11 protein-coding genes and 1 pseudogene are annotated in these 13,402 nt (G+C 61.4%); 9 read left to right on the top strand and 3 right to left on the bottom strand.

Going from position 1 to position 13,402, the window contains the following annotated elements:
• Positions 1 to 16: 16 nt before the first annotated feature.
• From KGB07_RS12075 to edd, 3 genes are all read right to left on the bottom strand, one after another.
• Positions 17 to 748: a response regulator gene (locus KGB07_RS12075; RefSeq protein ID WP_008050538.1), complete on the bottom strand. Its 732-nt coding sequence runs from the start codon at positions 746 to 748 to the stop codon at positions 17 to 19.
• 177 nt (positions 749 to 925) lie between these two features.
• Positions 926 to 1,885 carry a glucokinase gene (locus KGB07_RS12070; RefSeq protein WP_223465486.1) on the bottom strand — a complete coding sequence of 320 codons (960 nt, stop codon included), beginning with the start codon at positions 1,883 to 1,885 and terminating at the stop codon, positions 926 to 928.
• Positions 1,882 to 3,708 carry a phosphogluconate dehydratase gene (gene edd / locus KGB07_RS12065; RefSeq protein WP_046042247.1) on the bottom strand — a complete coding sequence of 609 codons (1,827 nt, stop codon included), beginning with the start codon at positions 3,706 to 3,708 and terminating at the stop codon, positions 1,882 to 1,884. The genes KGB07_RS12070 and edd overlap by 4 nt, the downstream gene beginning before the upstream one ends.
• A 220-nt stretch (positions 3,709 to 3,928) precedes the next feature.
• Between edd and gap the strand changes: the two genes are divergently transcribed.
• The 9 genes and pseudogenes from gap to KGB07_RS29670 all read left to right on the top strand — a co-directional run bounded on the left by gap (position 3,929) and on the right by KGB07_RS29670 (position 13,397).
• Positions 3,929 to 4,930 (top strand): type I glyceraldehyde-3-phosphate dehydrogenase, encoded by a 1,002-nt coding sequence (gene gap / locus KGB07_RS12060; protein ID WP_046042246.1) that lies wholly within the window; start codon positions 3,929 to 3,931, stop codon positions 4,928 to 4,930.
• A 17-nt stretch (positions 4,931 to 4,947) separates the two neighbouring features.
• A complete protein-coding gene (locus tag KGB07_RS12055) occupies positions 4,948 to 5,412 on the top strand; it encodes a methylglyoxal synthase (RefSeq protein WP_046042245.1) in 465 nt (154 codons plus the stop codon).
• Between the two features lie 77 nt (positions 5,413 to 5,489).
• A complete protein-coding gene (locus tag KGB07_RS12050) occupies positions 5,490 to 6,008 on the top strand; it encodes an RNA polymerase sigma factor (protein WP_223465485.1) in 519 nt (172 codons plus the stop codon).
• A 120-nt stretch (positions 6,009 to 6,128) separates the two neighbouring features.
• A complete protein-coding gene (locus KGB07_RS12045; protein WP_223465484.1) occupies positions 6,129 to 7,094 on the top strand; it encodes a FecR family protein in 966 nt (321 codons plus the stop codon).
• A gap of 122 nt (positions 7,095 to 7,216) precedes the next feature.
• Positions 7,217 to 9,784, top strand: a complete 2,568-nt coding sequence (locus KGB07_RS12040; protein ID WP_223465483.1) for a TonB-dependent receptor — start codon at positions 7,217 to 7,219, stop codon at positions 9,782 to 9,784.
• Positions 9,785 to 9,898: 114 nt separating this feature from the next.
• Positions 9,899 to 10,507, top strand: a complete 609-nt coding sequence (locus KGB07_RS12035; protein WP_046042241.1) for a biliverdin-producing heme oxygenase — start codon at positions 9,899 to 9,901, stop codon at positions 10,505 to 10,507.
• A gap of 161 nt (positions 10,508 to 10,668) precedes the next feature.
• Positions 10,669 to 11,058: a YbaN family protein gene (locus tag KGB07_RS12030; protein WP_046042240.1), complete on the top strand. Its 390-nt coding sequence runs from the start codon at positions 10,669 to 10,671 to the stop codon at positions 11,056 to 11,058.
• A 200-nt stretch (positions 11,059 to 11,258) separates the two neighbouring features.
• Positions 11,259 to 12,491 (top strand): annotated as a pseudogene (locus tag KGB07_RS29675) (chemotaxis protein); the annotation flags it as partial.
• Positions 12,492 to 12,641: 150 nt separating this feature from the next.
• Positions 12,642 to 13,397, top strand: coding sequence for a methyl-accepting chemotaxis protein (locus tag KGB07_RS29670; RefSeq protein WP_404942368.1), 756 nt, complete (start codon positions 12,642 to 12,644; stop codon positions 13,395 to 13,397).
• Positions 13,398 to 13,402: the final 5 nt, after the last annotated feature.

Raw genomic sequence — 13,402 nt, 5'->3', positions numbered from 1 at the left:
GAGCTTGCGCAAAGTCTCAGTGACCATTGCTGGCAACCACGTTGGCTGCCAGTTGGTAGCCGCTGCCGCGCACGGTGCGGATCAGCCGAGGCGGTTTTTCGGTGTCACGCAGGCGCTGGCGCAACCGGCTGACCGCCATGTCGACGATGCGATCCAGGGGCATCAGTTCACGGCCGCGGGTGGCGTTGCCGATGGTGTCGCGGTCGAGGATTTCCTGCGGGTGATCGAGGAACAGCTTCAGCAGCGCAAAGTCGGCGCCCGAGAGAATCACCTCTTCGCCATCGATGTGAAACAGCCGATGGCTGACCATGTCCAGCCGCCAGTCATCGAAGGCCAGCACCTCACCGCCACTTCGCTCCTGACCAAACTGCGCGCGGCGCAGCAACGCCTTGATCCGCGCCTGCAATTCCCGTGGGCTGAAGGGCTTGCCGAGGTAATCGTCGGCGCCCAGTTCCAGGCCGATGACGCGGTCGGCTTCGTCGGAACTAGCTGTGAGCATGATGATCGGCACCTGCGCCTGGCGCGGATGCTGGCGAATCCAGCGGCACAGGCTGAAGCCGTCTTCGTCGGGCAGCATCACATCAAGGATCACCAGATCGCTCGGCGCCTCGTTCAGCGCCTGGCGAAAGCCGGCACCGTCGGGCGTGGTACGTACCTGGAAACCGGCGCGGGTCAGGTAGGTATCCAGCAACTCGCGTATCTCTTGATCGTCATCGACCAACAAAATCGACTTGTTGACTGAGCTCACGGGGCGGCGTCCTTGTTGTTTGAATTGGGCGGATTATGCCTTATGCACCGATTTTACAAACACCACAAAACCACTGTAGGAGTGAGCCTGCTCGCGATGACGATTTCACATTCAACATTTCTGTCGACTGACACACCGTCATCGCGAGCAGGCTCACTCCTACATTTTGATTGCATTTCAAGCGGGGATTGATTGCTCCAGCGCCACACCCGCACCCATCAATCCCGAATACGGCGCCGTCACCAGCCACACCGGAATCCCTTTGAAGTAATCGCTCATGCAGCCCTTGTCGGCGAAACACCTGGCGAAACCGCTTTCGAGGAAGAAATCGGCAAACCGCGGAATCACCCCACCAACGATGTACACGCCACCGCGTCCACCGGTGGTCAGCACGTTATTGCCGGCCACGCGACCGAGCCAGCAGCAGAACTGCTCAAGCACTTCCACAGCAATCGGGTCGCCCGCCAGCCCGGCAGCGGTAATCGCTTCCGGTGTGTCGAGCACCGGCGTGTGCCCGTCCACCGCACAGATCGCCCGATAGACGCGGGGCAAACCGCCGCCGCTCAGGGCTGTTTCTGCACTGACATGACCAATTTCGTTGAAGATGTGCTGCCAGAGTTGGGTTTCACGCGGACTGCTCAATGGCAGGTCGACGTGACCGCCCTCCCCCGGCAACGCGGCGAAACGGCCCTCGCCCAGATTGAGCAAGGTGCCGACGCCCAGGCCGGTGCCCGGGCCAATCACCACGGCCGGGCGCAGCGCCTCCGGCGTGCCCTCGCAAACCACGCGGAATTCGCCGGGCTGCAAACGGGTCATGCCCAGGGCCATGGCCGAGAAGTCGTTGACCAGCAACAGCTGATCCACCTGCAAGGTCTGGCAAAAGCCCTTGCGGCTCAGGCGCCAGTGATTGTTGGTGAACTTGAATTCATCACCACTCACCGGGCCTGCCACCGACAGGCACACCGAACCGATTGCCCCCGGCGCCAACCCCAGGCCGCTCAAGTAGAGGCTGATCGCATCGATAGGGCTGGGGAAATCTGCCGTTGCCAGCACCTGGACCGATTCCAGTTGCTGGTTTTTCCACAACGCGAAACGTGCGTTGGTCCCACCGATGTCACCGACCAAAGCCAGTTTCAATTAAGCGTCTCCAGGGCAGAAGTGAAGGCGCTGGCGCCCTGCTCCGCCGAGCTGAAGGCCATGCGCATGAAACCGAACAGCTCGCGACCGGTGCCGATGTTGTTGCCCAACAGGCCTTTGGCCGGAGTGCGCGCTGCGAATTCTTCGGCGTCCACCTTAAGCTCCAGGGTGCCTTTGACGCCATCGACGCGGATGATATCGCCCTCTTGGACCCGCGCCAAAGCGCCGCCGACATATGCTTCGGGACTGACATGAATGGCCGCCGGGATTTTCCCCGACGCGCCGGACATGCGTCCGTCAGTGACCAATGCCACCTTGAAGCCGCGATCCTGCAGCACGCCCAGGAACGGCGTCATCTTGTGCAACTCCGGCATGCCGTTGGAGCGTGGGCCCTGGAAGCGCATCACCGCGACAAAATCCTTTTCCAGCAAACCGGCCTTGAACGCATCGGCCAGGTCCTGCTGATCCTGGAACACCATGGCCGGCGCTTCGACGATCTGGTTTTCCACGGCAACGGCGGAGACTTTCATCACGCCACGACCGAGGTTGCCTTCCATCACCCGCAGGCCACCTTCCGCCGAGAACGCGCGGGCGACCGGACGCAGGATGCTTTCATCGAGGCTGTCGGTCACGCCTTCGCGCCAGACCAACTGGCCATTGTCGAGGAACGGCTCCTGGGTGTAGCGGCTCAGGCCGTGGCCCATCACGGTGTTGACGTTTTCGTGGAGCAACCCGGCTTCCAGCAGTTCACGAATCAGGAACGACATACCGCCCGCGGCCTGGAAATGGTTGATGTCGGCCTTGCCGTTCGGGTAGACGTGGCTCAGGGTCGGCACGACTTCGGAGAGGTCGGCCATGTCCTGCCAGGTCAATTGAATGCCCGCCGCCATGGCGATGGCCGGCATGTGCAGAGTGTGGTTGGTCGAGCCGCCCGTGGCGTGCAGCGCGACAATCGAGTTGACCAGCGAACGCTCGTCGACGATTTCGCCGATCGGGATGTAGTTGCCGTTCTGCTTGGTCAAACGTGTGACCTGGTGCGCGGCTTCGCGGGTCAAGGCATCGCGCAACGGCGTGTTCGGGTTGACAAAGGACGCGCCCGGCAGGTGCAGGCCCATGACTTCCATCAGCAACTGGTTGGTGTTGGCGGTGCCATAGAAGGTGCAGGTGCCAGGGCTGTGGTAGGACTTCATTTCCGATTCCAGCAGCTCTTCGCGGGTCGCCTTGCCTTCGGCGTACTTCTGGCGTACGTCGGCTTTCTGCTTGTTGGAAATGCCCGACACCATCGGCCCGCCCGGCACGAAGATCATCGGCAAATGGCCGAAGCGCAGCGCGCCCATCATCAGGCCCGGCACGATCTTGTCGCAGATGCCGAGCATCAGTGCGCCGTCGAACATGTTGTGGGACAGCGCCACGGCCGTGGACAAAGCGATCACTTCGCGGCTCGGCAGGCTCAGCTCCATACCCGGCTCGCCCTGGGTCACGCCATCGCACATGGCCGGGGTGCCACCGGCGAACTGGCCGACGGAGCCGATCTCGCGCAGGGCCTTTTTGATCATCTCCGGAAAGACTTCGTACGGCTGGTGCGCCGAGAGCATGTCGTTATATGACGAAACTATCGCGATGTTGGCGGAGTTCATCATCCGCAGGCTGTGCTTGTCGTCGCTGCCGCAACCGGCCACGCCATGGGCGAAGTTGGCGCATTGCAGCTTGCCGCGCATCGGACCGTCGCTGGCTGCACCGCGAATCAATGCAAGGTAAGCCTCACGCGTGGCGCGGCTGCGGGCGATAAGCCGTTCGGTGACCTCAAGGACGCGGGGATGCATGTGTAGAACTCCAGGCTAACGGATGTGGCGACCTGATTGTCTATGCTGATCAAAGGCCGGTGTCGATGGGATGACAGACGGTTTTCTTGATCGGTTGGACCAGTTGATTCAGGTCACTCGTTGTAGATTGAACAAAATATTGCCATTAAAAAGGCTTGTTTTCTATTTTTTTGCGAATAATCTTGTAATTCCAACAACAAAACGACGGTAGCGCCGCACTATGACTCTTCGAATCGCAATCAATGGTTTTGGCCGCATCGGCCGTAATGTCCTGCGAGCACTCTATACCCAGGGCTACCGTCAGGATCTGCAGATCGTCGCCATCAACGACCTTGGCGACAGCGCGATCAATGCTCATCTGCTCAAGTACGACACCGTTCACGGCACGTTCGATGCCGATGTCCAGCACGACCAGGAGAGCCTGACGGTCAACGGCGACCGCATTTCGGTCAGCGCCATCCGCAACCCGGCCGACCTGCCCTGGGCCGCGGAAAAAATTGATGTGGTGTTCGAATGCACCGGTCTGTTCACCGACCGGGCCAAGGCCGCCGCGCATATTACGGCGGGCGCGCGCAAAGTGATTATCTCCGCTCCGGCCAAAGGCGCCGACGCCACCGTCGTTTACGGGGTGAACCACGACATTCTGCGCCAGTCGCATCAGATCATTTCCAATGCGTCGTGCACCACCAACTGCTTGGCCCCGGTGGCCCAGGTGCTGCATCGCGAACTGGGCATCGAAAGCGGCCTGATGACCACCATCCACGCCTACACCAACGATCAGCACCTGACCGACGTCTATCACGTCGATCCGTACCGCGCCCGTTCGGCCACCCAGAACATGATCCCGAGCAAGACCGGTGCTGCCGAAGCCGTCGGCCTGGTGCTGCCGGAACTGGCGGGCAAATTGACCGGCATGTCGGTGCGCGTACCGGTGATCAACGTGTCGCTGGTGGACCTGACGGTGCATCTGAAAAAAGAAGCCAGCGCAGAGGAAGTCAATGCGCTGATGAAAGAAGCCAGCCAGCACTCGAAGATACTTGGCTACAACACCCTGCCTCTGGTCTCCAGCGACTTCAACCACAACCCGCTGTCGTCGATTTTCGATGCCAACCACACCAAGTCCAGCGGAAAGCTGCTCAAGGTGCTGGCGTGGTATGACAACGAATGGGGCTTCTCCAACCGCATGCTCGATAACTGCCTGGCGCTGTGCAACGCCGAATAAGCCCGGAGCAACCATCGATGATCGGCATCAGCTTTACGCAAAAGACCATGGCGGCGCGCAAGCGTATCGCCCTGGTCGCCCATGACCACTGCAAGGTGTTCTTGCTGGACTGGGCCGAACGGCAAAAAGACAGACTGGCCCGGCATGATCTGGTCGCCACCGGCACCACGGGGTTGTTGTTGCAACAACGCCTCGACCTGCCGGTGCAAAGCATGATCAGCGGGCCACTGGGCGGCGACCAACAGCTCGGCGCGCAAATCGCCGAGCAGCGGGTCGACATGCTGGTGTTTTTCTGGGACCCGTTCGAACCCCAGCCCCACGACCCGGACATCAAGGCGTTGCTGCGGGTCGCGGCGGTGTGGAACATCCCGGTGGCGTGCAACGAATGCAGCGCCGACTACCTGCTCAGCAGTCCGCTGATGGATCAGGCGCACCTCCATCGGATTCCCGATTACGCCACCTATTTGCAGGGTCGCGCGTAAAGCTTCACAAATCAGTACTTGACCACTCGAGTAGATGATAAGCATTATCATCTACTCGAAATGGATCAGGTTCTCCCGTGAGTCAGTCACGCTTCAACCACGTTTTCCTCACCCAGCGCACCTCCCTGCTGCGCACGCTGGAACGGATGGTCAACAATCACAGCACCGCTGAAGACCTCCTGCAGGAAACCTACCTGCGGGTGACCCGTGCATTGAGCGAACGGGCCATCGATCATCTTGAGCCCTTCGTCTTCCAGACGGCGCGCAACCTGGCGCTGGACCATTTGCGCGCGCGGCGCATCCATTCGCGCACCATGGTCGACGACGTGCCGCAGGAGGTGATGCACAGCATCGCCGCCCCCACCAGCAGCGCCGAAGATGCCGCACACGCCGAACAATTGCTGGAGCGCCTGAACGTGAGCCTCAGTCAACTCAGCGCCCGCCAACAGCGGATTTTCATCCTCAGCCGCCTGCACGGGCACAGCTACCAGGAAATCGCCGAGGAGTTGAACGTGTCCCTCAGCACCGTGCAGAAAGAACTCAAGTTGATCATGTCGATCTGCATCGGGGTTGCCGATCGCTTGAGCGCCAACTGAGCACCAAGGCCCTGCGCACACCTGGACCGACTGCGCTGATCATCGGGCTTTGCTACCCTTGGCCCACTTTTACGCTTCACTAAAAAAACAGCCGTGCACAGACACTGCCGAGGAAACACCGTGACGGACAACCACCGCTCCCCAGAGCCTTCATCGGCGCAGGACCACGCAAGCGCGATGGACCAGGCCCTGGACTGGCTGATCGTGCTCGGCAGTCCCGACGAGGAGCAGGCCCGCCAATTCCATGCATGGCTCGACGCCGATCCGCTGAATGCCCAGGCGTTCGCCAAGGCCCAGGCGATCTGGGAAGGCCCGCAAGTGGCGCAATGCGCGCAAAGCCTGGCCACCCGTCCGGCGGAAGTCACTGTCCTCGCCCGTCTGCGTCCGCACTGGAAACCACTGGCCACCGCCGCCGTGCTGCTGCTCGGGCTGTTCAGTTTCAGCAGTTTGCCAATGCGCCTGCAGGCCGATCACCTGACCGTGGTCGGCGAGCGCCAGCGCCTGCAACTGGAGGACGGCTCCAGGGTTTTGCTCAATACCAATTCGGCGTTCTCAAGCACCATCAACGACCAGCAACGTGTTGCCCGCCTGTATCAGGGCGAAGCGTTTTTCGAAGTGCAGGCCAATCGCGGCCAACCACTGGAAATCGACGCCGGCCCGGTCACCGCCAGCGTTCGCGATACCGCATTTGCCGTGCGTTACCTAGACGGCGTGGCGCAGGTGCGGGTGCAACGCGGGGATGTCGACTTGCGCGCCACCCGGGATGACGCGCGGGTGCGCTTGTCCGCAGGGGAAAGCATTCGCATCGGCCCCAACGGCTTCGACCAGCCGGCCAAGCTGGATGCCGCCACCGACCTGGCGTGGGTCCAGGGACGGCTGGTGTTCGAAAACTGCCCGTTGAACCAGGTGCTGGCAGAACTTCGCCGCTACTACCCGGGCTGGATCATCAACAACAACGAACAGTTGGCCGATGTCACCGTAACGGGTAACTACCGCCTCGATCAGCCGCTGGACGTGGTTCGCTCCCTGGCCCACATCACCTCGGCCCGGCTCCAGGAATTCCCGGCGCTGGTCATCTTGAACTGAATGAGAATTATTTTTACTCGATAGCCAAACCCCGTACGTCTCGTTATAGCCAATGCAATTGATTCGCATCTCACCATGCCAATCAGCACCTATAAAGATTCGTGCGACACGGAGCGCTATCGATGTCCCCTCGCCTTACCCGCCAAGCCCCTACACCTTCCCGCGTGCTGTCGCTGCTGACCGCTGCCGTCCTGATGGCCGGTACCGCACCGCTCATGGCCGCCACCGCCACCGAGCAATCGACCCGCAAAATGGGCGACTACGCGTTCGCCATTCCCCAGCAATCACTGGTGTCGGCACTCAATGCCTTTACCGCCGTGACGGGCTGGCAGGTCGGCGTGTCGTCGGAGCTGGCGCAGGGTGTGGCCTCGCCGGGAGTCCGTGGTTCGCTGTCGCCGGAGAAAGCCCTGGATCGCCTGTTGGTGGGGACCAACCTGGGCTATCGCAAGCTGGGCAACAACAGCATCGTTCTGGAAAAGCGCAGTGGTAGCAGTGCCCTCAATCTGGATCAGGTCACCATCAGCGCCACCCGTAACGAGCAGGATGTGAACAGCGTACCGAGCACGGTCTCTGTCTACACCCGCGAAGATCTGGACCGCAACAACGTCAATACCATCAAGGAGCTGGTGCGCTACGAACCCGGTGTATCGGTAGGCGGTTCAGGCCAACGCGCCGGCATCACGGGCTACAACATTCGCGGTATCGATGGCGACCGTGTACTGACCCAGGTCGACGGGGTGCAGGTACCCGACGGTTTCTTCAACGGCCCGTATGCCCAGACCAACCGCAACTATGTCGACCCGGAAATCGTCAAACGTGTGGAAATCCTCCGGGGCCCGGCGTCGGTGCTGTATGGCAGCAGCGCCATTGGCGGTGCGGTCAGTTACTACACGCTGGACCCGGACGACATCATCAAACCGGGCAAGGATGTCGGCGCACGTCTGAAAACCGGCTACAGCTCCGCCGACGACAGCTGGCTGACGTCCGGCACCGTCGCCGGCCGTACCGGCGAGTTCGACGGCCTGCTGCATCTCAGTCAACGCAACGGTCATGAAACAGAGTCCTTTGGCGAAACCGGCGGCACTGGCCTGAACCGCACTGAAGCCAACCCCCAGGACGTGCGCACCACCAGCGTGCTGGCTAAACTGGGCTGGGATTACGCTGACGACGCGCGCCTGGGCCTGACCTACGAGCATTACAAGGACGACCGCGACACCAATCAACTGAGCGCGGTGGGCGGCCCGTTCAATGCCGGACGCGGTATGGGCTTCTACAAGTCCCGTACCGGTAACGACACGATCACTCGCGAACGCTTTGGCCTGGAACACAGCTTCGGTCTGGACAGCGCACTGGCTGACAACATCAAGTGGACGCTGAACTACCAGATCGCCAAGACTGACCAGAGCACCGAAGAGATCTACGCGCCGCCGTCACGGACCGTGTTGCGTAACCGTGATACCAACTTCAAGGATCGCCAATGGGTATTCGACGCCCAGGCTGACAAGTCGTTTGCCATCGCCGATACCGATCACTTCGTCACCTATGGCACCACCATCAAGCAGGACAAAGTTACCGGCCTGCGTACCGGTACCGGCACTTGCCTGACCGTGGCCGGTGCCTGCCGTGTCATTGGCGCCCCGAGCGCCCTCGACACGCTGAAACCCGCCAGTGACTTCCCGGACCCGACCATCAATAGCTACAGCCTGTTCGCCCAGGATCAGATCAGTTGGGGCAACTGGACCTTCCTGCCCGGTGCACGCTACGACTACACCGAACTCAAGCCGCACATCACCGAAGAGTTCCTGGCCACCGCCGACCAGAGCGGCAACGGCGTGGTGAGCGACGAGACCAAGACCTGGCATCGCCTGTCGCCGAAGTTCGGCACCACCTACAGCTTCAACGACCACTACACCTGGTTCGGCCAATACGCCGAAGGCTTCCGCACCCCGACCGCCAAGGCGTTGTATGGCCGTTTCGAAAACATCGCCGGCGGCTATCGGGTCGCGCCTAATCCGGACCTGGAACCGGAAAAAAGCAAAAGTTACGAGACGGGTTTGCGCGGCAACTTCGAGCAGGGCTCGCTTGACGTGGCGGTGTTCTACAACAAGTACCGCGACTTCATCAACGAGAACGCCATCACGCCCGGCTATAGCGAGACCATTTTCAAGAGCAACAACATCAAGCACGCCACCATCAAGGGTGCCGAGGTCAAGGGCCGCCTGAACCTCGATGCCTTCGGCGCGCCGCAAGGTCTCTACACCCAGGGCTCGGTGGCCTATGCCTACGGTCGCAACGACGACAACGGCGAGCCGCTCAACAGCGTCAACCCGCTGACCGGCGTATTCGGCCTCGGCTACGACCAGGACACCTACAGTGGCTTGCTCAGCTGGACCCTGGTGAAGAAGAAGGACCGCGTCGACAGCACCAGTTTCAAAACCCCGGACGGCACCAGCACCCAGTTCAAGACGCCCGGTTTCGGCATTCTGGACCTGAGCGCGTTCTACAAGGTGACCGACGACGTGACCGTCAGCGGCGGCGTCTACAACCTCACCGACAAGAAGTACTGGCTGTGGGATGACGTGCGCGGCTACGACAGCGTCGGCGAAGCCTCCGTGACCCAACCGGCCAACCTCGATCGCCTGACCCAGCCGGGTCGCAATTTTGCGGTCAACCTGATCTGGGATATCTGATCCGCTCATCTCGTCGGGCGGTTACATCAAGCCGTCCGGTGAGGATTTTTTACTGTCAGGCGCCTTGCTCTTCGTCTCGTTACCAAGCGCCTCCTCTTTCTCCAAGGAATTGCCATGACTACCCAGGCCACCGAACAACGCTCCAACCTGCGTTCGCAGCGTTTGAACCAGATCACCAACGAGCCGCACAGCAAGCTCGATGCCCTGGTCAAGGCCCATGCTCCGTTTGAAACCCCGGCCAATTTCGCCCGCTTCGTGGTGGCGCAGTACCTGTTCCAGTCGGAGCTGATGTCGCTGTACAACGATACCGAACTGACCGCCATCGTCCCGGACCTGCCGGCCCGCTGCCGTGCCGATGCCGCCAAGGCCGACCTCGCGGACCTGGACACCGACGTGCCGGTACCTGTCGCCGGTGCACTGAAGAACCCGACCAAGGCCGAAGCCCTGGGCTGGATCTTTGTTTCGGAAGGCTCGAAGCTCGGCGCGGCGTTCCTGATCAAGCGTGCCGTGGGCCTTGGCCTGAGCGAAACCTTCGGCGCCCGCCACCTCGGCGAACCGGCCGGTGGCCGCGCTGAAGGCTGGAAGAGCTTCGTCAAGACCCTGGACGGCCTGGCATTCAGCGCCCAGGAAGAAGCCGACGTGGAAAAAGGCGCCATCGACGCGTTCAACCGGTTTACCGTGTTGCTGGAGCAGGCTTACGCCAGCACACCGGAAGTCGCCTGACACAACACCGACCCTGTGGGAGCGAGTCTGCTCGCGATGACGGTATTCCAGACAGCATTATTGTCGACTGATACTCCGCTATCGCGAGCAGGCTCACTCCTACAAAGGGCCGGGTGAATCTGTAAGATCTCCATTCAGCGTCACACGCCACCCCAGAGCCCATGCCCACCTCTTCCAAACTCTCCCGCCTTCTCTTCGGCCTGCTGGCCTACGTCAGCCTGGGCATCGGCCTGATCGCCATCGTCATACCCGGCCTGCCAACCACCGAGTTCATCCTGCTGGCCGCCTGGGCCGCGACCCGCAGCTCGCCGCGCCTGAGTGCCTGGCTGGAAAACCACCGGCTGTTCGGCCCCATCCTCCATAACTGGCGCAACGGCAAGATCATCGCGCGCAGGGCAAAAGTCAGCGCCACGGTCAGCATGCTGTTATGTGCCGGTCTGATGCTGGTGATGCTCGATCACGGCTGGCCGATTTACCTGGCAATTGCCGGCATGGGGCTGGGCAACCTGTGGATCTGGTCGCGACCGGAATCACTGCCGGAACCCACCTGAACAACTCCGCGACTTTTCTTCGTTTTAAAGCGCTTTTCGGCACATTTTCCTGCGCAAACGTTCAACCATTACCGTTCGTCGGGTTGCCCCTCATGTAACCTCAACGCCACGCCGATGTGCATTGATCGGCGCTAAATGGATTTAGCGAGTGAGCCGCAACGGCCCACAGCCAACACTTCATCCATTCGCGAGCTCGCCCTATGTTCGACTCACTGTCCATCCGCCTGAAAATCGTCCTGCTGTCCGGTCTGTGCCTGCTGGGCGTAGTCGCCTTGATAGTGGGCATGAACATCTACCAGACCAATCAGAACGATGACCTGGTCAGCGACTCCAGCAGCAGAATGCTCACCTCCAGTGTGCAGGATCTGCTTCAGGCCAAGGCCGCCGAGCAAGCGGTGCGGGTGCAGAAGACCTTCGGTGAAACCCTGACGGTGGTGACCGCCCTCGCGGACCAGATCCAGGACTTGCGTAACCTGGCCGCCAAGCGTTCCCTTGAACCCGGCGCCCTGCGTGAAGAGTTGAACCAGAGCCTGAAAACCGCCTTCGAGCGCAACGGCAAAGTGCTGGGCATCTGGCTGGCGTTCGAACCCAACGGCCTGGACGGCAAGGACAGCGAGTTCGTCAATGACGCCGCCCGTCAATCCAACGAGATCGGTCGTTTCGCCACGTACTGGAGCCGCGCCGGGGGGGATGCCCTCAACACGATCATGGTCGAAGAGGACATGACCAAAACCACCCTGAACCTCAGCGGCACGCCATACAACGTCTGGTACACCTGCCCTCGGGACAGCAAGCGCACCTGCCTGCTCGACCCCTACGCCGATACTGTCGGTGGCAAGGAAGTGTTGATGACCACCATTTCCGTACCGCTGCTGGTGGATGGCAAGTCCATCGGCGTGGTCGGTATCGACATCGCCCTCGACGCCCTGCAAGCGGCGGCGGTCAACTCCCAGCGCGACCTGTTCAACAGTGCCGGGCACATGCTCATCGTTTCCGGCACCGGCGTGCTGGCCGCCTACAGCGTCGATGCAGGTAAAGTCGGCAAGAACATCGGCGACACCCTGGGCGGCGATGGCAAGGACATCCTGCAGTTGCTCGCGAATGGCGCGCCGAAGATTCTCCAGCAAGGCGACCTGATCCGCGCGGTGTACCCGGTCAGCCCGATTGCCGACGCCAAGGCCTGGGCCGTGGTGATCGACCTGCCGAAACAAGTGCTGCTGGCCGACTCGGTGAAGCTGCAAGCGGTACTCGACGATGCCCAGCAAAGCGGCACGCTCAAGGCGCTGTCGGTGGCGGTGATTGCCGGCCTGCTTGGGTTGTTGCTGATGTGGCTCACCGCGTCCGGCGTGACCCGCCCGATCAACAGCGTGGCCGACATGCTCAAGGCGATTGCCAGCGGTGACGGCGACCTGACCCAGCGCCTGCACTACAGCAAGAAGGACGAACTGGGCGAACTGGTGAGCTGGTTCAACCGTTTCCTCGACAAGCTGCAGCCGACCATCGCACAGATCAAGCAAAGCATCACCGATGCCCGTGGCACGGCCGACCAGTCTTCGGAAATCGCCCGCCAGACCAGTGAAGGCATGCAGGTGCAGTTCCGCGAAATCGACCAGGTCGCCACGGCGTCCAACGAAATGAGCGCCACCGCCCACGATGTCGCCAACAGCGCCTCGAACGCGGCCAACGCCGCCAAGGGTGCCGACCAGTCGGCCCGCGACGGCATGTCGATCATCGAGCGCAGCACCCGCGACATCAATCAACTGGCCGAAGAAGTCAGCAAGGCCGTGACCGAAGTCGAAGCCCTGGCGGTCAACAGCGAACAGATCGGTTCGGTGCTGGAGGTGATTCGCAGCATCGCCGAGCAAACCAACCTGCTGGCGCTCAACGCCGCCATCGAAGCCGCCCGAGCCGGTGAAAGCGGTCGTGGCTTCGCGGTGGTTGCCGATGAAGTGCGCAACCTGGCCAAACGCACCCAGGATTCGGTGGAAGAAATTCGCCTGGTGATCGAACGCATCCAGTCCGGCACCCGCGGCGTGGTCGCCACCATGCACTCAAGCCAGACCCAGGCCCACAGCAACGCCGGGCAGATCCAGCAGGCGGTCCAGGCCTTGGGCAAGATCAGCGACGCGGTCACCGTGATCAGCGACATGAACCTGCAAATCGCCAGCGCCGCCGAGCAGCAAAGCGCAGTCGCCGAAGAGGTAAACCGCAACGTCTCGGCGATCCGCACCGTCACCGAAACCCTGACTGGCCAGGCGACGGAATCGGCGCAGATCAGCAGCCAGCTCAACTCCCTGACCACTCACCAGATGAAGTTGATGGATCAGTTCCGCGTTTAAAAAAT

The sequence above is a fragment of the Pseudomonas sp. GL-RE-26 genome (genome assembly GCF_019956275.1).
Lineage (GTDB): Bacteria > Pseudomonadota > Gammaproteobacteria > Pseudomonadales > Pseudomonadaceae > Aquipseudomonas > Aquipseudomonas grandcourensis.
The sequence above is the reverse complement of the archived record's forward strand: the minus strand, read 5'-3'. Positions and strand labels throughout refer to the sequence as shown.

Excerpts from the sequence above, each read along its gene's own strand:
- edd (WP_046042247.1), bottom strand. The coding sequence starts at position 3,708 with ATGCATCCCCGCGTCCTTGAGGTCACCGAACGGCTTATCGCCCGCAGC.
- gap (WP_046042246.1), top strand. The coding sequence starts at position 3,929 with ATGACTCTTCGAATCGCAATCAATGGTTTTGGCCGCATCGGCCGTAAT.
- KGB07_RS12055 (WP_046042245.1), top strand. The coding sequence starts at position 4,948 with ATGATCGGCATCAGCTTTACGCAAAAGACCATGGCGGCGCGCAAGCGT.
- KGB07_RS12040 (WP_223465483.1), top strand. The coding sequence starts at position 7,217 with ATGTCCCCTCGCCTTACCCGCCAAGCCCCTACACCTTCCCGCGTGCTG.
- KGB07_RS12035 (WP_046042241.1), top strand. The coding sequence starts at position 9,899 with ATGACTACCCAGGCCACCGAACAACGCTCCAACCTGCGTTCGCAGCGT.
- KGB07_RS12030 (WP_046042240.1), top strand. The coding sequence starts at position 10,669 with ATGCCCACCTCTTCCAAACTCTCCCGCCTTCTCTTCGGCCTGCTGGCC.
- KGB07_RS29670 (WP_404942368.1), top strand. The coding sequence starts at position 12,642 with ATGCAGGTGCAGTTCCGCGAAATCGACCAGGTCGCCACGGCGTCCAAC.